General features: G+C 72.6%; 19 protein-coding genes and 1 pseudogene. 9 read left to right on the top strand and 11 right to left on the bottom strand.

Features of this window, described 5'->3' with window-relative positions; all coding sequences use genetic code 11:
• Positions 1-75: 75 nt before the first annotated feature.
• Together ABD194_RS01190 and ABD194_RS01185 are read right to left on the bottom strand one after the other, a co-directional pair.
• The gene (locus ABD194_RS01190; RefSeq protein WP_343986256.1) at positions 76-810 is read right to left on the bottom strand and encodes an SDH family Clp fold serine proteinase; all 735 of its coding nucleotides are present in this window, start codon (positions 808-810) and stop codon (positions 76-78) included.
• A gap of 823 nt (positions 811-1,633) precedes the next feature.
• Entirely contained in the window at positions 1,634-2,755 is a 1,122-nt protein-coding gene (locus ABD194_RS01185; protein WP_343986253.1) for a glutamate--cysteine ligase, read from the bottom strand.
• 292 nt (positions 2,756-3,047) lie between these two features.
• Between ABD194_RS01185 and ABD194_RS01180 the strand changes: the two genes are divergently transcribed.
• Together ABD194_RS01180 and ABD194_RS01175 are read left to right on the top strand one after the other, a co-directional pair.
• A complete protein-coding gene (locus ABD194_RS01180; protein WP_343988149.1) occupies positions 3,048-4,514 on the top strand; it encodes an MDR family MFS transporter in 1,467 nt (488 codons plus the stop codon).
• A 67-nt stretch (positions 4,515-4,581) separates the two neighbouring features.
• Entirely contained in the window at positions 4,582-5,070 is a 489-nt protein-coding gene (locus ABD194_RS01175) for a pyridoxamine 5'-phosphate oxidase family protein (protein ID WP_343986250.1), read from the top strand.
• 100 nt (positions 5,071-5,170) lie between these two features.
• On the opposite strand, the gene ABD194_RS01170 is transcribed toward ABD194_RS01175, so the two are convergent.
• The 8 genes from ABD194_RS01170 to ABD194_RS01135 all read right to left on the bottom strand — a co-directional run bounded on the left by ABD194_RS01170 (position 5,171) and on the right by ABD194_RS01135 (position 14,225).
• A complete protein-coding gene (locus ABD194_RS01170; RefSeq protein ID WP_343986248.1) occupies positions 5,171-6,205 on the bottom strand; it encodes a DNA topoisomerase IB in 1,035 nt (344 codons plus the stop codon).
• A 65-nt stretch (positions 6,206-6,270) separates the two neighbouring features.
• Entirely contained in the window at positions 6,271-6,498 is a 228-nt protein-coding gene (locus ABD194_RS01165; protein ID WP_343986245.1) for a hypothetical protein, read from the bottom strand.
• Between the two features lie 98 nt (positions 6,499-6,596).
• Positions 6,597-7,868 carry an aspartate kinase gene (locus ABD194_RS01160; protein ID WP_343986242.1) on the bottom strand — a complete coding sequence of 424 codons (1,272 nt, stop codon included), beginning with the start codon at positions 7,866-7,868 and terminating at the stop codon, positions 6,597-6,599.
• 149 nt (positions 7,869-8,017) lie between these two features.
• Positions 8,018-8,587 (bottom strand): DUF5063 domain-containing protein, encoded by a 570-nt coding sequence (locus ABD194_RS01155; RefSeq protein ID WP_343986240.1) that lies wholly within the window; start codon positions 8,585-8,587, stop codon positions 8,018-8,020.
• Between the two features lie 174 nt (positions 8,588-8,761).
• Positions 8,762-9,361: a recombination mediator RecR gene (gene recR / locus ABD194_RS01150; RefSeq protein ID WP_343986237.1), complete on the bottom strand. Its 600-nt coding sequence runs from the start codon at positions 9,359-9,361 to the stop codon at positions 8,762-8,764.
• A 160-nt stretch (positions 9,362-9,521) separates the two neighbouring features.
• Entirely contained in the window at positions 9,522-10,634 is a 1,113-nt protein-coding gene (gene nicT, locus ABD194_RS01145) for a Nickel transporter NicT (protein ID WP_343986234.1), read from the bottom strand.
• Between the two features lie 103 nt (positions 10,635-10,737).
• Complete coding sequence (locus ABD194_RS01140) at positions 10,738-11,412, bottom strand: lysophospholipid acyltransferase family protein (RefSeq protein WP_343986232.1); 675 nt, start codon at positions 11,410-11,412, stop codon at positions 10,738-10,740.
• Between the two features lie 152 nt (positions 11,413-11,564).
• Positions 11,565-14,225 carry a DNA polymerase III subunit gamma and tau gene (locus tag ABD194_RS01135; RefSeq protein ID WP_343986230.1) on the bottom strand — a complete coding sequence of 887 codons (2,661 nt, stop codon included), beginning with the start codon at positions 14,223-14,225 and terminating at the stop codon, positions 11,565-11,567.
• Between the two features lie 333 nt (positions 14,226-14,558).
• On the opposite strand from ABD194_RS01135, the gene ABD194_RS01130 reads away from it, so the two are divergent.
• The 6 genes and pseudogenes from ABD194_RS01130 (at position 14,559) to ABD194_RS01100 (ending at position 19,680) form a co-directional block, all read left to right on the top strand.
• Positions 14,559-15,131, top strand: coding sequence for a formylglycine-generating enzyme family protein (locus ABD194_RS01130; RefSeq protein WP_343986228.1), 573 nt, complete (start codon positions 14,559-14,561; stop codon positions 15,129-15,131).
• Positions 15,016-15,542 (top strand): annotated as a pseudogene (locus tag ABD194_RS01125) (L-histidine N(alpha)-methyltransferase). The gene ABD194_RS01130 and the pseudogene ABD194_RS01125 overlap by 116 nt, the downstream one beginning before the upstream one ends.
• Positions 15,543-15,614: 72 nt before the next feature.
• Positions 15,615-16,076, top strand: coding sequence for a DUF3817 domain-containing protein (locus ABD194_RS01115; protein WP_343986223.1), 462 nt, complete (start codon positions 15,615-15,617; stop codon positions 16,074-16,076).
• A 177-nt stretch (positions 16,077-16,253) separates the two neighbouring features.
• Positions 16,254-16,910: an ABC transporter ATP-binding protein gene (locus tag ABD194_RS01110; protein WP_343986219.1), complete on the top strand. Its 657-nt coding sequence runs from the start codon at positions 16,254-16,256 to the stop codon at positions 16,908-16,910.
• Between the two features lie 30 nt (positions 16,911-16,940).
• Positions 16,941-18,377 (top strand): hypothetical protein, encoded by a 1,437-nt coding sequence (locus ABD194_RS01105; protein WP_343986217.1) that lies wholly within the window; start codon positions 16,941-16,943, stop codon positions 18,375-18,377.
• Positions 18,378-18,426: 49 nt separating this feature from the next.
• Positions 18,427-19,680 (top strand): GNAT family N-acetyltransferase, encoded by a 1,254-nt coding sequence (locus ABD194_RS01100; RefSeq protein WP_343986215.1) that lies wholly within the window; start codon positions 18,427-18,429, stop codon positions 19,678-19,680.
• Positions 19,681-19,798: 118 nt separating this feature from the next.
• On the opposite strand, the gene ABD194_RS01095 is transcribed toward ABD194_RS01100, so the two are convergent.
• The gene (locus tag ABD194_RS01095) at positions 19,799-21,013 is read right to left on the bottom strand and encodes an MFS transporter (protein ID WP_343986213.1); all 1,215 of its coding nucleotides are present in this window, start codon (positions 21,011-21,013) and stop codon (positions 19,799-19,801) included.
• Between the two features lie 71 nt (positions 21,014-21,084).
• Between ABD194_RS01095 and ABD194_RS01090 the strand changes: the two genes are divergently transcribed.
• Positions 21,085-21,850: LacI family DNA-binding transcriptional regulator (locus ABD194_RS01090; RefSeq protein WP_343986210.1), on the top strand; the 766-nt coding region annotated here is incomplete at its 3' end.

Genomic DNA, 21,850 nt, shown 5'->3' with positions numbered 1-21,850 from the left:
GCTCCGCTATCGGGTCGGTGGCTCTCCCTGGCCGTGATGGGTGCACCGCACGCGCTAGGCCCATAAGACGATCGATCAAGCCATGTGCGGCGTGACCTGCGAGGCGCGTCGCCCTTCATATACGGAGGCGTTGCCGGCAGGGAAACAGCCCATCGCGAAGTAGCGGGTCCAGAGCGCCCAAATGAGCGCCCATTCACGGCCAGCGGTGTCAGCCTCGATGACAGGCAAGCCCAAGGCTGCCGCTGAGGCGGGGCCAATGGCTGCACCGTGATACGTCGCCTCGTCGACAAGTGGCCCCTTCAATCGCTCCCCGAGCTCTTCGGCTTGATTCCCGTGAGCACCTTCGAGAGCTTCCTTCAGAAGCGAGTAGCTTCGCTTCGTCGCCGACCTGGCCTGCTCGACCATGAGCATGTTGACGTCTGAGAGCAACCCCGCATATAGCGGGAAAGTGTCTGGCGCAGCCTGTACCCGAGCGTCAGCCGACTCCACCGCAGCCTCAATCTCCTTCGCGCCAACCAGCCCGCGACCCGCCACCGGAAACTGCGGGTCGATCGGTCCCAGGTCGCCCGAGGGACCCATGAGGATCTCGTTCGCGCCTAGGCACATAATCGTGCCCGCCGACTTGGCCATGTCGGGCACGATGATTCGGAGTTTCGAGCATCGCGCCTGGAGGCTGCGAATCAGCCTCACCGCGACCTCACCGTCGCCACCAGGCGAAGCCAGCATCAGGTGAAGCACCGGTTGGTCGTCGACGTCTTGGAGCGCCTCCTCCAAGAGGGTCACCGAGGACGCGAAAATTGCATCGATCATGACGATCAAGCGTGCGCCGACCAAGTCCTCGTACTCGCGGATTAGGCCCTGCCGTGCATACCGCTCCGCGTGCTGGGCTGAATAGAGGGGCGTCCTCAGCGTGGAATCGCGATCGACGCGCTGTGGCCCACTCCCTTGCGGAAGCTCGCGCTCTTGTTCCGCCGACTCTTCGCTGCCGCCTCGCGCGCCCTGAGAGCCAGTTTGGCCTTGCGCTCCCACTGGGGGTCCGCTGTGGACGGCGTCATCAGTGCCGACTCCCGTGCCTTGCTCATGTGCACTCCCTCCCCGGATCTTGTCTTCATCATGTCCGTGGCCACTGACAGTCATCGCGCTAGGTCCCCCTGCGTACCTCAAAACTTGGCCCGAGCCTATCCATACGCCCTAGGAATTTCTCCGCAAGGCCAACTTGGCGCGTCCGCAGAAGCTTGAACCTTGGCCCTAGCCGGCTTTGACGCCTTCCAGCCTCGTGTCCCGGCGACCGGGCCTGAGTGACCAACTGGGTGACAGTGAGCCCGCACATCTCGCCGTGCACGCGGACTCTCACGGACGCGAAACGTGCTCAGCGGCTAGGGAACCCAGTGTGCTCGGCGTGCTTCGGGACGAAGAGGTCGCAGGTTCAAATCCTGTCACCCCGACCATCCCGCAGGGCCTGGTGGAGAGCGACGAACTCGCCTCCACCGGGCCCTTCGGCGTTGTCGGCCCAGCCCCTCCCCCGGTTTCCCGGGAAGGGCGCGACGCGGCATACGACAGGACCACACTGCTTCGTGCTGAGGTCAGCGCCGGACCGGGGATGGGGCGCCCTACCTGACCCCCCGCCGGCCGGCTAGGCCTGGACCCGGGTCGGCGTCTGCCGCACCGACTCGGCGACGACGTCGACGAGCCGGCCGGTGCGTGCGAACGTGGCGCGCTGGCGCATCGCCCCGTTGCCCTCCTCCTGGACGCGGGCGAGGCCCTCCTGGACGACCTCGAGGTCGCCTGCGGCCTGCAGGGCCGGGCCGACGTGGTCCAGCAGCGAGCCCAGCACCCACCAGCACGGCTTGGGCAGCCCGGAGCGCCAGTCGATGAGTCGCCCGCCGAGTCCCTCGCGTCCCGACTGCCAGGCGGCCAGCCGCAGCAGCTGGGTCGGCACCGCGGGGGCCTCCTTGCCGAAGGCCCACTCCTCGGCGGCGGTCTCGACGAGGCCCCGGCACAGGGCCGCCACGACGACGGCCTCCTCGACCGTGAAGCACACGTCCGCCGAGCGGATCTCGACGGTCGGGTAGTGCTGCGCGAGCCGCGCGTCGAAGTAGATCATCCCCTCGTCGAGGATCACCGACGACAGCACCATCTCGCGGACCAGCCGGTGGTACTCCTCCGCCGAGCCGAAGTGGTCGGCCGGGCCCCACGACGGCCACCTCGCGAGCGCCTGCGACCGGTAGCTGGCGAACCCGGTGTCCGCCCCGTTCCAGTACGGCGAGTTGGCGCTGAGCGCCAGCAGCGCCGGCAGCCACACGCGGATGCGGTCGAGGACGCCGACGCCCTCCTCGTCGCTCTCGACGGAGACGTGGACGTGGCAGCCGCACGTCAGGTGCTCGCGCGCCGTCAACTGGTAGCGGTCGACCATCCACGCGTACCGCGGCGACCGTGCGGCGATCGGCCGCACCGCCAGTGGAGAGGTTGCGAGGGGCGCGACGTTGCAGCCGGTGTCGCGGGCCGCTGCCGCAGCCTCGCCGCGCCAGCGGCTGATCTCACAGCGCAGGCCCTGGAGGTCGGCCACCGGCGCCGTGTGCGTCTCGATCTGCTGCTGCTGGAACTCGCCCTCCACTGCGCCGTGGACGCCGACGCCGGCGACGGGGGTCGACTGGCTCGCCGCGCGCACGAGCAGCTGCCCCGAGACGGAGCGGGGCCGTCCGTTGCGCGTGTCGACGAGGAGCATCTCCTCCTCGACGCCGAGGGTCCGCGCCATGGCGCTCCTTCCGACGACGCGCCGCCCGTATGCCGTCGGGCCGGCTCGTGCCACCAGTGTCCCCCGGGTGTGGGCGCCCTCGGGCCGAAACCGCGGCTCGAATCGCGGACACCGGGAGCGGTCGCGGGAATGAACGGCGCGAACCGGTGTTGTCACTCGAGGTCGCCGGACCGCAATCCGAACAGCCCAGACCCCGGCGCCGTGACCCGGCGCCGCGAACCGCAGGAGGATCGTGTCCACCTCGTCCAGCCTGGGACTCCGCTCGGAGCGGGGCCCGATCCTCATCGCGCTGATGCTGTCGACCTCGCTCATCGCGCTCGACTCGACCATCCTGGCCACTGCCGTGCCCTCGATCGTCGCCGACCTCGGCGGCCTGTCGCAGTTCCCGTGGCTCTTCTCCGTCTACCTGCTCGCGCAGGCCGTCTCGGTCCCCGTCTACGCGAAGCTCGCCGACACCCTGGGCCGCAAACCGGTCATCCTCGTCGGTATCGCCCTGTTCCTCCTCGGGAGCATCCTGTGCGGGTTCGCTTGGAGCATGGGCTCGCTCATCGTCATGCGCGCCCTGCAGGGCCTCGGCGCCGGCGCGGTGCTGCCGATGACCACGACGATCGCCGCCGACATCTACACCGTGGCCGAGCGGGCCAAGACCCAGGGCTACATCGCCAGCGTCTGGGCGGTCTCGTCGGTGGTCGGGCCGACGCTCGGCGGGGTCTTCTCGCAGTTCGCGTCGTGGCGCTGGATCTTCTTCGTCAACATCCCGTTCTGCCTGCTCGCCGCGTGGATGCTCTGGCGCAGCTACGACGAGTCGGTCGAGCGTCGCCGCCACCGCATCGACTACGCCGGGGCGTCCCTGCTCACCGTGGCCCTGACCCTGCTCATCCTCGCCGTGCTCGAGGGCGGCCAGGCGTGGGCGTGGAGCTCGTGGCAGAGCATCGGCTCCTTCGCGGTCGGCGCCGTGCTGCTCGCCGCCTTCGGCCTCGTCGAGCGTCGGGCCGCCGAGCCGGTGCTGCCGCTCGAGGTGCTGACCCGGCGCCTCATCGTCGCGACCTGCCTCATCAGCATCGGGGTCGGGACCGTGCTCGTCGGGCTGACCTCCTACGTCCCGACGTTCCTCGAGCGCTCGACCGGCGCGACGCCGATCGTCGCCGGCCTCGCGGTCGCCGCCCTCACCATCGGCTGGCCCATCTCGGCCTCGCAGTCCGGCCGGCTCTACATGCGCGTGGGGTTCCGGCCGACGGCCCTCATCGGTCTCGTCGTGGCCTCGGCCGGGGCCGTGTCGCTGTGGCTCACCTCCGCGACCCCGAGCGTCTGGGCCACGGCCGGCTCGTGCCTGGTCGTGGGGCTCGGCCTCGGGCTCGTCGCCACCCCCACGCTCATCGCGGCGCAGGCCTCCGTCCCGTGGAACGAGCGGGCCGTCGTGACCGGCACGAACATGTTCATGCGGTCGGTCGGCAGCGCCGTCGGCGTCGCGATCTTCGGCGCCATCGCCAACGCCGTCATCGCCTCGCGCGGCGGCGACGCCTCCCGCAACGCCGTGCGCGCCGGGTCGTCGGCCGTCTTCCTGGCCGTCGTCGTGGCAGCGCTCGTCAGCATCGCGGCGGGCCTGCTCATGCCGCACACCCGCGCCGAGGACGTCGAGCACGACGGTCCGGCGGGTGACACCGACGACAGCGAGCCGGTCGGCAGCCAGGACGGTTCGGACGACCCCGACCGGCCTGACCGGGTGCCGCAACCCTCGACACGCCCCAGCCCCGCCTGAGCACCCTCGAGCGCATCGGGTAGGTGCTGGAGGAGAGCCCACCGACCCGAACGACGAGGAGAATGCGATGAGCGAGCACGACGACGGCGCGAAGAAGGTCGCCGACCTGATCAAGGACATCCGCGTCGCGATGCTGACCCACGCCGACTCCAGCGGCGCCCTGGTCAGCCACCCGATGGCCACCCAGGAGGTCGAGTTCGACGGCGACGTGCTCTTCATCGCCGAACGCGACAGCCACAAGGCTCGAGACATCGCCGCCCAGTCCCCGGCCAGGGTCAACGTCGCCTACAGCTCGAGCAGCTCGTGGGTGTCGCTCTCCGGCACCGCGACGATCGTCGACGACCCGGCCAAGCTCGCCGAGCTGTGGAACTCCTTCACCGGCGCCTGGCTCGAGGGCGGCCCCGACAACCCGAACAACATCCTGATCAAGGTCAGCGCCGACTCTGCCGAGTACTGGGACTCGCCCGGCGCCAAGGTCACGCAGATCGCCAACTTCGTCAAGGCGAAGGTGACCGGCCAGCGCATGGAGGGTGACAACAAGGTCGTCGACCTCTGAGCGCCGACGGCGGTCAGTGGGCCGCCTGCGACCCAGCCGTATGCCGCTGGGCTCCCTTCTCGGGGAGGGGAGCTCCCGGCATACGCCAGCTCCACGACGCTCAGGCGGCGCCCTTGACGAGGCGCATCACGGCCCGCTCGAGGGCGTCGCGGTCGCGGATCTGCACGATGTCGCCCAGCTCGAGCCGAGCCCGGTCGGCCTTGGTCAATCGCGAGACGTTGCGGGCGATGGTGCGGCCCACGGCGAACTCGTCGAGGACCCGCGGGTCGACGTAGGAGCTGCGGGCCACGGCCGGCGTGTTGCCGAGGTGCTCGGACACGACCTTCATGGCGTCCTTCTCGGCGCGCTTGATCTCGCGCTCGGTGGCGACAGGACCCGTGCGGGCGAGGGCGACCGCCGCGGTCACGGTCGCGGCCCACGTGCGCAGGTCCTTGACGGTGTACTGCTCGCCGACGAGCTGCTTGAAGGCGACGTTGAGGTCGCTCGACCGCAGCTCGTGCCAGCCCTCCGTGTCGCGGTAGGCGAGCAGCCGCTCCCCCGGGTAGCCACTTCGCTTGAGCGACAGCACGATTCGCGCCAGCAGCTGGTCGTTCATCACGGCCTCGCGGGTGACACCGGACTTGGCGGGGAACTCGAACGTCAGCTCCTCCCCGCTGACCGTCACGTGCGAGCGGAGCAGGGTGGCCACGCCGTGGGAGCCGTTCTCGGCCTCGTACTCCTCGCCGCCGCTGCGGAAGAGACCGGCGTCGAGCATCCGGAGCCCGGCGGCCGTCACGCGCTTCTTCGTCAGCCCGTTCGTGCGCAGGTCGGCCGCGATCTGCTTGCGCGCTGCCGGCAGCTGCTTGGCGAGCTCGACGACCCGGTCGTGCTTCTCGCGGGCGCGGGCCTCGTGCCACTGGTCGTGGTAGAGGTACTGGCGCCGGCCCGCGTCGTCGGTGCCGACCGCCTGGATGTGCCCGTTGGGATAGGGGCTGATCCAGACGTCCTTCCACGCCGGAGGGATGACGAGCGAGGTGACGCGCTCCCGGGCGTCCGGGTCGAGCGCCCGGCCGTCCTTGTCGAGGTAGGCGAAGCCGCGCCCCCGACGCACCCGACGGATGCCCGGCTTGTCGATGATGCTCCGGCGCAGTCTCACACCCGGGAGATACCCCGTTGCGGTGAATGGCCGAACATGCCCGTTGGGGCGTCGGCCCCGGCGCCTCAGTCCGGAGCGTCGGTCTCCGGGGTGCTCTCGCCCGCGCCGGCCGTCGGGCCGGGCGAGTCCTCGGTGTCGCGCGTGTCGGCCGCACGGTCGGGCCCGTCGGGCGCCCTGACCGGGACGATGTCGGGCACGTCGATCTCCGGCAGCCCGGGGGGCGTCGGTGGGTCCGGCGTGACCGGGGGGAACACCGATCCGTCGCTCTGCAGATGTGATTCGTGAGGGGTCACGTCTCTCGTCGCCTCTCGCCCCGAGTGGGTGGATGTGGCTATAGCTCGACCATACCGCGCGCCCCCTCGGACACAACCCGTGTCCCGGCGAGAGTGGCTCAGCGGCCGGTGCCGCCGTAGACGATCGCCTCGTCGGCCGAGTCGAGACCGAAGGCCGTGTGCACGGCCCGGACGGCGTCGTCGAGCTGCTCGGCGCGGGTCACGGCCGAGACGCGGATCTCGGACGTCGAGATCATCTCGATGTTGATGCCGGCCTCGGCGAGCGCGCCGAAGAACTTGGCGGAGACACCGGGGTGGCTCTTCATGCCGGCGCCGACGAGGGCGATCTTGCCGATCTTGTCGTCGAGGCGCAGGTCGGCGTACTCGACCTCGTGCTTGATCGACTGCAGCACCTGGATGCCGCGCGCCCCGTCGGCCTGCGGCAGGGTGAAGGAGATGTCGGTCTTGGCGGTCTCGGCGGCCGACACGTTCTGCACGATCATGTCGATGTTGATGCCCGACTCGGCGATCGCGCCGAAGATCTTCGCCGCGATGCCGACCCTGTCGGGCACACCGACGATCGTGATCTTGGCCTCGCTGCGGTCGTGCGCGATGCCGGCGATGATCGGAGCTTCCACAGCGCCTTCTCCTTCGTAGGGGTTGTCCTTGATCCACGTGCCCGGCTTCTGCGACCAGGACGAGCGCACGTGGATGGGGATGCCGTAGCGGCGGGCGTACTCGACGCAGCGCAGGTGCAGGATCTTGCTGCCGTTGGCGGCGAGGTCGAGCATCTCCTCCATCGACAGGACGTCGAGCTTGCGGGCGCTCGGCAGGATGCGCGGGTCGGCGGTGAAGACGCCGTCGACGTCGGTGTAGATCTCGCAGACGTCGGCCTCGAGAGCCGCGGCGAGCGCCACGGCCGTCGTGTCGGAGCCGCCGCGGCCGAGGGTCGTGATGTCCTTCGTCGTCTGGCTGACGCCCTGGAAGCCGGCGACGATCGCGATGTGGCCGGCGTCGAGCGCGCTCTGGATGCGGCCGGGCGTCACGTCGATGATGCGTGCCGCGCCGTGGGCGTCGTCGGTGATGACGCCGGCCTGGCTGCCGGTGAACGACCGGGCCTCGGCACCGAGCTGCGCGATGGCCATCGCGACGAGCGCCATCGAGATCCGCTCGCCCGAGGTGAGCAGCATGTCGAGCTCGCGCGCGGGCGGCGCCGGGGAGACCTGCTCGGCGAGGTCCAGCAGCTCGTCGGTCGTGTCACCCATCGCCGAGACGACGACGCACACGGAGTGGCCGGCGCGCTGCGTCTCGACGATGCGTCGCGCCACCCGCTTGATGGCCTCGGCGTCGGACACGGACGAGCCGCCGTACTTCTGGACGACGATGCTCACACTGGCTCCCGATCTCCTCGGTGGTCTTCCCCGGTCTGCGGTGCTGCCGAGTCTAGGGTCGGGCGCTCGGCGTCCACCGGGGCGTCGCGATCGTGAGACGGGCGCCCGAGGGCGCGGACGGCATACGCCCTCGGTGGCCGCTCGGTCGCTCAGGGGTGCAGCGCGTCGAACTCCGCCTCGCCGACGGTCTCGGTGTCGGCGTCGAGCCGCAGGTGGGCCAGGATCGAGTGCAGCGACCGCATCGCCATCATGGCGCGGTCGCCCCACTCGGACAGGTAGCTGAACTGCCACCACCACAGCGCCTCGAGCTTCCGGCCGGCCGCGTAGTGCTTGAGCCCGTGGCTCAGGGCGACCGCGACGTCGACGAGGTCGTTGGTGACCGAGCCGTCAGCGCGCTCGGACGAGGTGATCGGGTCGATGACGTAGACGTACTCGTCGATCCCCGTGAAGAGGTTGGCCAGGCCCGTGCGCAGCGGGTCGGCGTCGTCGTCGGTCGCGTCGGGCTCGAACCGCTCCTCCGGCACGACGTCCTGGACCGCGCCGAGCCGGGCGCCGGCCACGAGGACCTGCGAGAGCGCGAGCGTCAGCAGGGGCAGGGCCGTGTCGGGGGCGGTGCCCGAGGCCACCTCGGTCAGTGAGGTGAGGAAGGCGCTCGCCTCCGCGGCCGTGAGGTCGGCGAGACCGCCGAGGTCGTCGACGTCGTTCGCTGCGCTGGACATGAGGGGTCTTCCTGCCGAGGGTCCCGAGGGCGTATGCCGCCGGGCTTGGTCACGCGGTCCGTCCAGTCTGCCGGGTGGTCGCGCGGGCGTCGACCCGGGCCGGGGTGTGCGCCCGGCGGGCCGGGGTGTGCGCCCGGTGGGCCGGGGTGTGCGCCCGGCGGGCCGGGCGTCGGGTCAGGCGTCGACGCGGCGGCGGCCCTCGAAGGCGCGCCCGAGCGTCACCTCGTCGGCGTACTCGAGGTCACCGCCGACCGGGAGACCGGAGGCCAGGCGCGTGACCGTCAGCCCCACGTCGCGCAGCAGGCGGCTCAGGTAGGTCGCGGTCGCCTCGCCCTCGAGGTTGGGGTCGGTCGCGATGATGACCTCCTGGACCTCGCCGGACGCGAGGCGGGTCATCAGCTCGCGGACCCGCAGGTCGTCCGGGCCGATGCCGTCGATCGGGCTGATCGCGCCGCCGAGCACGTGGTAGGTGCCGCGGAACTCGCGCGTGCGCTCGATGGCGACGACGTCCTTGGGCTCCTCGACGACGCAGATCGCGGTGTGGTCGCGGCGCGGGTCGGCGCAGATGCGGCACTTGTCGGCCTCGGCGACGTTGCCGCACTCCTCGCAGAAGCGCACCCGCGCCTTGACCTCGGTCAGCGCCGTGACGAGGCGCGTCACATCGTCGGAGTCCGCCTGCAGCAGGTGGAAGGCGATGCGCTGGGCGCTCTTGGGCCCGACCCCGGGGAGTCGTCCTAGCTCGTCGATCAGGTCCTGCACCGCGCCTTCGTACACACCGCAACCCTAAGCCCCGCGGGGCCCGGCCCGCGGCCGCCGCCACCGGCATACCGCGCCGCAAGTGCGCCACGGCGCAGTTTGGCCCCGCCCGGCGCACCGGACCGCGCCCGAGAGTGCGCCGCGGCGCGGTTTCGGAGCCGGCGGGCCCGGGCCCGAGTCAGTCGGCGAGCCGCGTGCCCCAGCGTTCCTCGATGCGGCCGAGGCGCCAGATCGCGAGGGCCAGCGCCCAGGCGACGACGAAGAGCCCGACGACCCAGAAGCCGACGTCGCCGAGGTCGAGGCCGCCGACCCACGCGAGCGGACCCGTGGTGATGTCGAGTCGCTCGGTCAGCACCGAGACCAGCTCGATGCCGCCGATGCCCAGGGCCACCGCGACCGACAGCGCCGTGACGGTGGCGTTGTAGTAGACCTTGCGCACCGGCCGGCTGAAGGCCCAGCCGTAGGCCACGCTCATGAAGGCGCCGTCGATGGTGTCGAGGAGCGACATGCCCGCGGCGAAGAGCACGGGAAGGGTGAGGACGGCATACCAGGGCAGGTTGGCGGCGGCGGCGCCACCGGCGACGACGAGCAGCCCCACCTCGGTCACGGTGTCGAAGCCGAACCCGAACAGGACGCCGACGGGATACATGTGCCACGGCGTGGTCACGGCGCGCGTCACCCGGGCGAGGATCCGCACCAGGAAGCCGCGCCGGTCCAGCTGCCGCTCGAGCTCCTCCTCGTCGAGGTCACCCGCACGCATCCGGCGGGCGACGCGCAGGATGCCGGCGAGGGCCGCGAGGTTGAGCAGCCCGATGAGCACGAGGAAGACCCCGGAGACGGACGTGCCCCACAGGTGGGTCACCTGCTGGAGCGTCGAGCCGTCGTCCTGCAGGGCACTGGCGAGCGCGCGCACCCCGAGGCTCAGCAGCATGACCATGGCGAAGACCACCGACGAGTGCCCGAGGCTGAACCAGAAGCCGACGCTCAGCGGCCGCTGCCCCTCGCCCATGAGCTTGCGCGTCGTGTTGTCGATGGCGGCGATGTGGTCGGCGTCGAACGCGTGCCGCATCCCGAGGGTGTATGCCGTCACGCCGAGTCCCACCCCGAAGAGCTGCCCCGCGACGCGGTACTCCTGCGGCGCGACGACCCCGACGAGCAGACCCCAGCCCACCAGGTGGAGCAGCAGGACGAAGGAGCCCATGCCCAGCAGGCGACGCCGGTCCTGGCCCGTGAGCCGGCGCAGCCGGGTCGGGCGCGACCGCTCCTGCGGGCGGGCGGGGCTCAGGGTCACCAGGCCACGCTAGATGCGACTGGGTCGCATCTGCAACGTCAGTGGACGGGCACCCGTGTGCAGAGGACGCACCGGTACCGACGGACGGTTCACGAAGCGGCCCTCAGGCCGGCTGCTCGCCGCCCGGCACCTCGTTGTACGCGTCCACCCGCTCCTGGCCGCTCAGCTCGGCGATCGCCGCCATGACGCGGTCGGTCAGCAGGCGACGCGCCTTCCCGGCCGGCATACCCGCGTACTCCTCGACCGGGATCGGTTTGCCGAAGCGGACCGTCACCTTCGCGAGCCGCGGGAACCGCGCTCCCACCGGCTGGATGTCCTCGGTGCCGATGAGGCCGACCGGCACGATCGGCACCTGCGCCGTCAAGGCCAGCCACGCGACCCCCGTACGACCGCGGTAGAGCCGCCCGTCGCGGGAGCGGGTGCCCTCCGGGTAGATGCCGAACGCGTCACCGGCCCGCAGCACCTCGAGCGCGGCGTCGAGGCTCTCCTGCGCCGCGCTCGCCGAGTGACGGTTGACCGGCACCATGCCGACCGCGCTGAAGAACCCCTTGCGCAGCAGGCCGCCGAGGCCCGGCCCGTTCCAGTACTCCTCCTTGGCGAGGAACCGGACCTGGCGGGGCGCCGCGAGCGGGATCGCGAAGGAGTCGATGAACGACAGGTGGTTGCTCGCGACGATGACGCCGCCCTCGCGCGGGATGTTCTCCTTGCCCTCGATCGTGGGGCGGTACAGCGCATGGGACAGCGGGTACAGCAGGTTGCGCCCGAGGCTGTAGAACATGGGCCACAGCCTATGGCCGGGGTCGCGGGCTCCAACGGCAGGCGCCTCTCGCCGGCCGCGAGGTGTTCACTCCTTGGTATGCCGGCTCGCGCGGCGGGTGCCTCGGCGCGGTGCGGGTCAGCCCGGCTCGCGGGACCGGGGAGCCGGGGCGGTCACTCCTCCAGCTCCTGGACCACCCGGCCGCCGAGGACCTTCTCGATGACGGAGCGGCCGACGTCGTTGGACTGCTCGATGACCTCGTCGTCGTGGCTGACCGCCGAGTCGTCGGTGAGCGGCTGGCGCGGCTGCTCGTCGTCGGCGGCCCGGGATCCGCCGGCGCGGGAGCGGGCCTGCGCGAACGACTGCCGCACCGCGCTGGCCCCTCGAACCGCGGACGAGGTGGGCCGGACGCCGGTGCCACCGTCGGCACCCCGGTCGCCGGTGCGGTCGGTGCGGGCCTCGGCCGGGACGGCGGGCGCTGCGCTGCTGGCACCGGAGGGGCCGGTGGGCGTCGGGGCCGGAGAGGGACCGGTGGCCCAGTCCGGCGCGGGGCCCGTGACCGAACCCCAGCCGGCGTTGTCCTCGAGGGACCGCCCCGAGACCGGGCTCAGCCCGGCATCTGCGAGCGCGGTGCCGCCGGTCCGTGCGGGCGCGAGGCCTCCGGGACCGGCGGACTCATGCCCCGCGCCGGCATCACCCCACGACGGTCGGCCCTGGCCACTGTCGTCCTGCGGTGTCGCAGGGCGAGCCTGGTCGGGAGAACCTGCCGGCTCGCCCTTCGTGGGCTGGTCGGGCGGTCCGGGCGGGACGGCGCCGGCCGGCGGCGCGACCGGAGCCTGCTGCGAGACGGTGTCGAGGTGGACGCCGTCGACGATGGCGTCGACGCCGAGCTCGTCGATGAGGGCCTGGCGCACGATGTCGGCGTGGTTGCCGGCCCGGAAGGTCTGGGTGAGCCCGGCCGTCGCGATGCCCAGCGTGAGCTTCTTGCCGTCGAACGCGGTGACCTGGGCGTTCTGCGACACGAAGGTCCACGTGATGCGGCGCATCGTGAAGATGCGACCGAGGACGTTGGGCCAGGCGCGGCGGATCGCGTCGGTGTCCATGCCACCGCTGCTCGCGGCCGCCGGGGCCTCTCCGCCGGCGGCGTTCCCGGCGGCGTTCCCGGCAGCGCTCCCGGCAGCGCCCCCGGCGGCGTCGTCGGCAGGAGCGGTGCCCGCGGGCGCCTGCCCCGGCGTCAGGTGGCGCTCGCTCTGCGGGGAGGTGCCGTGGGACGTGTCCACCGCCGAAGGCCCACCCACGGACTCGTCCGGCGTCATGACGGGTGGCGCGCCGACCTCGGCCCGCGCGGCGTCGACCCGACCCGCGTCGCCGGGCCCCGAGCCGCCGGCGCCGCCTGCGGATGAGTAGGAGGCGGGCCCGGACGGGACCACCCCGGCGCTCCGGCCACCGCCGCCCATGCCGCCCGCCGCGTGGGAGGCGCCGGACGAACCGCCGACGCCGCTCGCGGGCGGCGTGTAGTCGGAGACCGTGCGCGGTGGGGCCGACACGGGCTGGGACGAGGGACCGGCCGATGCGCCCGAGGCGCCGCCGGGCGCGGCGGGGACAGAAGGAGCGGCGGGTCGCGCACCCGCAGCCGGCGCGTGCGGGGTGGCACCTGCGGCGCTCGGGACTCCACCGACCTCGAGGCGTCGCTCGAGGCGGTCGAGGCGGGCGGCATACCCCTGCTCGCCGGAGGCGGCCGGCAGGAGGATGCGCGCGCAGATCAGCTCGAGCTGCAGGCGTGGCGCGGTGGCGCCGGTCATCTCGGTGAGACCGGTGTTGACGATGTCGGCCGCCCGCGAGAGCGCACCCGGACCGAAGGCCGCCTGCTGGACCCGCATGCGCTCGAGCTGGTCCTCGGGCACGCCGCGCAGCACCTGCCCGGCGCCCTCTTGCACGGCGGCGACGATGATGAGGTCGCGGAGGCGCTCGAGGAGGTCCTCGACGAAGCGGCGAGGGTCGTGACCGGACTCGATGACCTTGTCGATCTGGCGGAAGGTGGCGGCGCCGTCGCGGGCCGCGAGTGCGTCGACGGTGCTGTCGAGCAGCTCGCCGTCGGTGAAGCCGAGCAGCGACACGGCGCCGTCGTACGTCAGGCCCTCCGGGCCCGAGCCGGCGATGAGCTGGTCGAGCACCGACAGCGAGTCACGCACCGAGCCGCCACCCGCGCGGGTGACGAAGCTCAGCACTCCCGGCTGGGTCGGGACGTGCTCCGACTCGAGCAGGCGCTCCATGTAGGCGGTGAGCTTGGCCGGCGGGACCAGGCGGAACGGGTAGTGGTGGGTGCGCGAGCGGATGGTGCCGATGACCTTCTCGGGCTCGGTCGTGGCGAAGACGAACTTCACGTGCTCCGGCGGCTCCTCGACGATCTTGAGCAGCGCGTTGAAGCCCTGCGGCGTCACCATGTGCGCCTCGTCGATGATGTAGATCTTGAAACGGCTCTGCGCCGGGCCGTAGCTCGCGCGCTCGCGCAGGTCACGCGCGTCGTCGACGCCACCGTGGCTGGCTGCGTCGATCTCGATGACGTCCACCGAGCCGGAGCCGCCGCGCGCGAGGGCCACGCACGAGTCGCACGTGCCGCACGGGGTCGGCGTGGGGCCCTGCTCGCAGTTGAGGCAGCGGGCGAGGATGCGCGCGCTCGTCGTCTTGCCGCAGCCGCGGGGGCCGCTGAAGAGGTAGGCGTGGTTGACGCGGCCGGTGCGCAGCGCCTGCATGAGCGGCTCCGTCACGTGCTCCTGGCCGATCACGTCGGCGAAGCTCTCGGGCCGGTAGCGGCGGTACAGGGCGGTGGCCATGCCCGAAACCCTAACCGCCTCCACCGACGTCGGGAACGACGCCGGGAACGACGCCGGAACGCCCCCGCCGACCGGTCCTCGCGACGACGTCCACGTGAACTCCTGTCGAAGGTCGCGCGCTTGCGCGGGCGGCTGTCGGCGCCCGCGCCCAGGGTGGAACGACCGGTCAGCGGCACACCTGGTGCGGCCCCGGACGCGGGAGGTCAACGATGCCCGACCCGATGCCCGACCCGAGGTGGGACGCCGACACGCTCGTCGCCCGCTCCGACGAGGTGCGCGCACACCGAGACGCTCGCCTCTCCCCTGTCCCCCGAGGACCAGAGGGTCCAGTCGATGCCCGACGTCTCCCCGACGAAGTGGCACCGCGCGCACGTCACCTGGTTCTTCGAGACGTTCGTGCTCGCCGACCAGGAGCCGTCGTTCCGCCCCTACCAGGACCAGTACTGGTTCCTCTTCAACAGCTACTACGAGGGCGTCGGCCCCCGCTACGCCCGTGCCGAGCGCGGCTTCATCACCCGGCCGGGCGCCCACGACGTGGGGCTCTACCGCTCCCACGTCGACGCGCGCATGCGCGATCTCGTCGCGACGCTCGACGGGGGCTGGCTCGAGAAGCTGACGCCGGTGATCGAGCTCTGCTTCCACCACGAGCAGCAGCACCAGGAGCTGCTCCTCATGGACATCGAGCACGTGCTGTCGGTCAACCCGCTCCGGCCCACGTACGCCGGCACGCCCCTCACGCCGTCCGCGCCCGACCCCCGGGGCCGGGGACTTCACCCTGCACCTGGCGCACCTGCCCACGGGCGGGCGCCGGCTCGTCGCCTTCCTCGGCAGCACCATCGGCAACTTCTACGTCGAGGAACGGGCTGCCTTCCTCGGGGCGCTGCACGACAGCCTCGAGCCGGGTGACTGGTTCCTGCTCGGCACCGACCTCGTCAAGAGCACCGACCGGCTCATCGCGGCCTACGACGACAGTCGCGGCGTCACCGCGGCCTTCGTCACCAACTGCCTGCGCGTGCTCAACCGGGAGCTGGGCGCCGACTTCGACCTCGACGCCTTCTCGTACGTGCCGTTCCGGGACCCCCGACAGGAGCGCATGGACCTGCGGCTGCGGGCCGACATGCCGCAGCGCGTCACCTCCCCGGCGCCGACCTGACCGTCGACCTGACCCACGGCGAGGAGATCCGGGTGGAGATCTCGACGAAGTTCCGGCCCGAGCGGCTGAGCGCCGAGCTGGGCGCAGCGGGCTTCGCCGTCGAACAGACCTGGACCGACGCCGACGGCGACTTCGCCCTGACGCTCGCCCGGCGGGGTGCGTGACCCGATTCGGCGATTCCTCCAGGTGTGGGTGAGACTGGGCGCTCGAGCACTACACGACGTAGGAGATGCCGCATGACCCCTCGCACCCTGTACCGCCGCCTGGCCCTCGCCGAGGTGGTGACGTGGGCGCTGCTCCTGGTCGGGATGGCCCTCAAGTACGTCACGCACACCACCGAGCTCGGCGTGAAGGTCTTCGGGCTGGTGCACGGCGTCGTGTTCATCGCGTTCTGCCTCGTCACGGTGCTGCTCTGGGTCAACCAGCGCTGGACCGCACGCGACGGCCTGCTCGGACTGCTCAGCGCGGTGCCGCCGTTCCTCACCGTCTGGTGGGAGCACCGACTCGAGCGCCGTGGCCGTCTCGACGGCGGCTGGCGCCTCGGCCGGGACGGTGAGGCTCCCGCCAACCCGGCCGAGCGCGTCGTCGCCGCCCTGCTCGCCCGACCCATGCTGGCCGTCGCGGTGGGTGTCGTCGCCGTCGTGGGCCTGACCGGGGTGGCCCTCCTCGTCGGCCCGCCGGTCGGCAACCAGGGCTGACCAGCCCGGTGCGCAGTGCCCACTCGACGTGAAGCCACGTCGAGTGGGCAGCTCCCCACATCGAGTGGGCACGTCGGTGCGCTCAGCGCGCTCGGAGCCGGACGGCATACGGTGGGCCTCGACGCGTGACCCCGTGGACAGCCCGGAGCGCCGCGCGGCCGATGAAGGGAAGTGCGGATGGGCACGGTCGCAGTGCTGGCCGGCGAGGTGCGGGCGCAGGGTGTCGGCAAGACGATCGACGAGACGACCCTGCTGCTGCCGACCGACGTCAGCGCCGACCCCGGCGAGTGCGTCGTCCTGCGTGGACCCAACGGCTCGGGCAAGACGACGCTGCTGCGGATCATCGGCGGCCTGCTCGCACCGTCGACGGGCACCGCGACCATCGGCGGACGCGACGCCGACGAGCGCGACCGTGCCGTCCGAGCGGCCGTGGCAGCCCTGCTCGGCGCCCCGACGACCTACCGCGACCTGACGCTCATCGACCACCTCGTCCTCATCGACTCCACCTGGGGTGGTGCGCCCGCCAGCTCCGACGAGCGGGGTCTGGCCCTGCTCGACCGGCTCGGCATCGCGCACCTCGACGACCGGTTCCCGCACGAGCTCTCGTCCGGGCAGGAGCAGCTCTTCCGGCTCGCCCTGACCTTCTCGCGGCCGGCCAGCGTCGTGCTGCTCGACGAGCCGGAGCAGCGGCTCGACACCGGCAAGCGCCAGGTCGTCGCCAAGCTCATCGGCGAGCGCACCGAGGCGGGCGCCACCGTCGTCATGGCCTGCCACGACCCCGAGCTGACCGCCACCCTCGCGACCCGCGTCGTCGACGTGGTCCCCGCGCGCTGACGTGCGACCCGACCTGGACCCGGACCCGCGATGAGCGAGCGCGAGCACCCGACCGACGACACGGCATACGACAGCGTCGAGGACAGCTTGCCGGCGGTCGACGAGGTCGACTACGACGACCACGACCTCCTCGGTCAGGCCGACTGGGTCATCGGCGGCGAGGCGGCCCGCAAGGCGAGGCAGCAGGGGTTGTATGCCGGCTACGTCCTCTTCCTCGGCGCGCTCGTCTACGGCGTGCCGATCGTGCAGACCGTCTTCCGCACGACCGACGCCACCTCGCTCGGCGAGCAGCTGCGCTCCCCCCTGGCGATCGCGCTCCTCGTCGCCTCGGTCGCGGCGCTGCTCGGCGCCGTCGTGTTCGCCGGCCGCTTCCGCGGGCCCGTCGTGCCGCCCATGCCGTGGATCGACCTCGTGCTCCAGGCTCCCCTCGACCGCGCCCTCGCGCTGCGGCGGTGGTGGCGCTACGCCGCGATCGGCGGCACCTTCGTCGGCGCCCTCGGCGGGCTGACGATCGGCGGGGGCCTGGCCTTCGCGCATCTCGGCGGTGTCGTCACCGTGGTGGTGACGACCGTCGCCGGGACGGCGCTCGGGGTCCTCGCGACCCGGTTGTGGCTGTGGTCGCAGGTGCGCTCGTGGCCGGGACCTGACCGCGGCCTCAGCCTGCTGTGGCGCGTGCCCGACGCCCTGCGCGAGCTGCACTCCGAGTCGCTGCGCACCCACTCGGCCAACACGTCGACCATGGCCGGGTCGGCCCTGACCGGGAACCTCCGCACCGCGCGCCTCGCCCTGACCCGGCCGGTCCGCCACGGCCGCACCGCCCGCCTGCGTGCCGGACGCCCCTTCACCGTGCTGGTGCGACGCGACGTCCTCGGCCTGCGGCGCACGCCGGGCGCGTTCCTCTCGGGACTGGGGCTGACCCTGCTCGGGGGCGCGATCGTCACCTGGGCCTTCACGCAGCCCGCGGCACCGAGCATCGCCGCGACGATCGGGCTGCTCCCGCTCTACCTCGGCTTCGGAGCGTGGGCCGAGGGCCTGCGCCTGCAGGCCGACAACGTCGGCACCCCGTCGCTGCTCGGCGCCGGCGAGGTCACCGAGGCGGTCGCCCACGTCGCCGTCCCCACGGTGCTCACCGTCGTGGTGCTCGGCGGCTGGGTCGCTGTCGCCGCCGCGCTCGGGTCGTTGCCCGTCAGCGCACTGCTGTCCCTGTGGCTCGTGCTCGTGCTGCTCGTCTCGGGCAACGTGCTCGCCGCGTTCCGTGGCTCCCCCAGCTTCGTGCTGCGGCCGCAGACCGTCGCCCTCTGGTATGCCGTGCCCGCCCTCACCGTCGTCGTCCTCGGCTCGCTCGTGGCGGTGCTGACGAAGAACGGCAGCTACACCGGGCTCTCGGTCGTCAGCTGGCTCGTCTACGCCGTGCTCGCCTGGGCGGTGTCCCGGGTGCGCCGCCTGACCTACCTCCACCGCGACTGAGGACGGGCCCGGTCGTCGCTGAGCGGACCGACTCGTTAGGTTTCCGGGCATGAACGCGCTGCGCACCCGCGACGTCGTCGAGTCCGACCTCCCGGCCGTCCTGTCCATCCGTGCGCGGTCCTTCGGGCCGCTCGGCGCCGGCGGTGACGCCTGGTGGCAGCGCGTCTCCGCCGAGACCCTCGGCGGTCGGATGCTCGCCGTCGTCGACGAGTCCGGCACCGTCCTCGGCGCCGGGCGCATCCGGCCCTTCGAGCAGGCCTGGGGCGGCCGCCACCTGCGGATGGGCGGCGTCGCCGGCGTCTACGTCGATCCGAGCGCCCGCGGGCGAGGCGTCGCGACCACCCTGACCCGGGCCCTGATCCGCCGGATGGGCGAGCTGGGCGACGTCGTGTCGTGCCTGTTCCCCACGACGCCGACGCTCTACCGCCGCTCGGGCTACGAGGTCGGCGGCATGCAGACGCAGACCACGTATGCCGGCCACCTCCTCCGCGCACTCGGCACCGCCGTGGGCGCCGACGATCCGGGGGCCGGTGCCCGCGGGCTGCGGGCGGCCGGGCCCGCGGACGCCCAGCGGCTGCACGACCAGGCGCTGGAGGCCGGCACCCGGCACGGGCTGAGCGGGCCGATGGTGCAGTCCGTCGCGACCCTGCGTGGGACGCTCGAGCGGGACGAGCTCATCGCGTACGTCGTGGACGGCGGGCACGTCCTCTACGACCTGTCCGAGCAGGCCGTGACCGTGGAGGAGCTCGTCGCGACCACCCCGGAGGCCGCGGCCACGCTCTGGGGCGTCGTCGGGTCCGGCTCGTCCGCGGTCCCCACGGTCCACACCTACCTCGACCCGCGCGACCCGGTGGCGCTCGTGCTCGGCGGGCTGCCGGCGAGCGACGTCAAGCAGGTCCCGTGGATGGGTCGCGTCATCGACCTGGAAGCCGCCTGGCAGGGTCGCGGCTTCAACCGGCACCTGTCGCTCGAGGTGGACCTCGTCGTGTCGGATGCCGACGCGCCCCAGAACTCGGGCCGGTGGACGCTCGCCGTGTCCGGCGGTCGCGGCACCGCCACCCGCACCGACGGGACGGCGGTTCGAGGTGATGGCGACGCCCTCCTGCCGCCCGACATCACCTCGACCGGGCCGGGCGAGCGGGAGGTCCTGCGCGTCGAGGCACGGGGGCTGTCGGCGTTGTGGTGCGGCTGGTCCGTGTCGCGCCTGCGTCAGGCGGGCCTGGCGAGCGGAGGCACCCCGGACGCCGACGCCGCCCTGGACGCGGCCTTCGCAGCGCACCCCTTCATTCCCGAGTACTTCTGACCATCACCGAGGCGAGTCGGGCGGATCTGCACCGCCGGTGAGCGCTTCGAGGCGGTGCGGCGCGACCCGGCGCGACGGCAACCTCCGACCGGCGCACACTGCGTCGGCAGCGGCGGACTCAGCGGTGGGCTGCGACCTCGGCACGCACGGGCTCTCGGACCGCGGGAAGCGCCAGCAGGGCCACGATGGCCATGGCTCCGACCACGAGCAGGGAGTGCAGCACGCCGACGTGGTCGCCGAGGAAGCCGAGCAGGGGCGGCCCGGCGAGGAACGCGGTGTAGCCGATCGTGGAGACGACGCTCATCCGGGCGGCCGCACGCTTCGGGTCGTCGGCCGCGGCGCTCATGCCGACGGGGAAGCCGAGGCTCGCGCCGACGCCCCAGACGGCCGCACCGACGAAGGCGAGCACCGGTCCGCCGAAGACCACGAGGACGCAGCCGACGACGGCCGAGACGAAGAGGACACGGAGCACCGGAACCCGGCCGCGCTCGTCGAGGACCCGCGTCCCGAGCAGGCGCCCCGCGGTCATCGCGGTGAGGAAGACGGCGAACCCCACGACGCCCACCCAGCGCTCGAGCCCGTAGCCGTCCGACAGGGCGACGGCGACCCAGTCGTTGGCGGTGCCCTCGGTGAAGGCCGCGGCGAGCACGACGACCCCGATGAGCAGGGTGCGCGGCTCCAGCCACGCGGCGCCGATCCCGGCCTTCTCCTTGACCTCCGTGCCGTGCTCGTCCGTCTCGACCGAGCGGGGCAAGAAGGCCCGCAGGAACCACGGCGTCACGACCAGCAGCAGCACGACGACACCGAGCAGGTGCGCGGCGACGGGCACGTGCAGGAAGGAGAGGCCCGCGCCGATGAGGGCACTGACGACCGTGCCGCCACTGAAGGCGGCGTGGAACTGCGGCATGATCGCGCGACCCAGCAGCTGCTCGACCGAGGCGCCCTCGAGGTTCATCCCGACGTCGAACACGCCGGACCCCATGCCGACGAGGAAGAGCCCGGCCATGACGACAGCCCGGTCGTCCAGGACGTCGACGCCCAGCCCGACGCCGAGCAGCCCGACGCACTGGACGGCGGCGGCCCCGAGCAGGGTCCGCGCGGCGCCGAGGTGGTGCACGATCCACCCGGAGAGCGGCAGGCCGATGACCGAGCCGAGGGAGGCGGCCAGCAGGGTCAGCCCCAGCTGCCCGGCCGACAGCCCCAGCTCGTGCTTGATGTCCGGGACCCGGGAGGCGAAGGCCGCGAACGCCGCGCCGTTGACGGCGAAGGCCGTGAAGACGGCGGTGCGGGCCGTGCGGACGCGAGCGGCCGACGGCGGGCTGACGGCGGACATGCGACAAGCCTCTCAGGGGGGTGGACACTTCGAAACGATTCGACTCGAAACGTTTCGATAGCATGCCTGCCATGGTCGACCCAGGTCAAACGCGTCCGACGCTCCGCGACGTCGCCGAGCGGGCGGGGGTCTCGGTCTCGACCGCCTCGCTCGTCTTCAGCGGCAAGGGCCCCGTCGCCGCGGCCACGGCCGACCGCGTCCGGGCCGCCGCCGCCGCGCTGGGCTTCACCGGGCCCAACCCGCTCGCGTCGTCGCTGCGTCAAGGCCGGTCCGGGGCGATCGGCGTGCTCGTGGAGGGGCGGCTGCGGATGGCCTTCCGCGACCCGTTCGCCATCGCCGTCCTCGACGGGCTGGCGGAGGTCCTGGAGGCCGTGCCCACCGGAATGCTCCTCATCGGCCAGTCCACCCAGGACCCCGAGTCCGTCGTCCCCCAGATCGCACCCCTGGCCCTCGACGCCGTCGTCTTCTCCCTGTGCGGCCCGGGCGAGCACCCGGCGGTAGAGCACCTCGCGGCACGCGGCATACCGATGTTCAGCACCGGTGTGCCGAACGACCGGCGCATCACCCAGGTGCGCCTCGACGAGCGCGCCGCCGGCGCGGCGATCGCCGCCCACGTGAGGGACCTCGGACACCGCCGGGTGGCGCACGTCGCCATGCCGATGCGCGCCACCAGCGCAGCCGGAGCCGTGCCCGACGACGAGGTGCGGCCCGAGGACGCCCACGTGCCGAGCGTCGGGCGGCTGCTGGGCTTCCGCGACGTCTTCGGCGCCGGTGCCCCCGCGGTCCAGACCGGAGACGGCTCCTCGGTCGAGGGCGGCCTCACCGCCGGACGGGCGC

It is taken from the genome of Terrabacter terrae (assembly GCF_039529575.1).
In the GTDB taxonomy this organism is placed as follows: Bacteria; Actinomycetota; Actinomycetes; order Actinomycetales; family Dermatophilaceae; genus Terrabacter; species Terrabacter terrae.
Note: the sequence above shows the minus strand (reverse complement) of the source record. Positions and strands in the feature narration are given on the sequence as shown.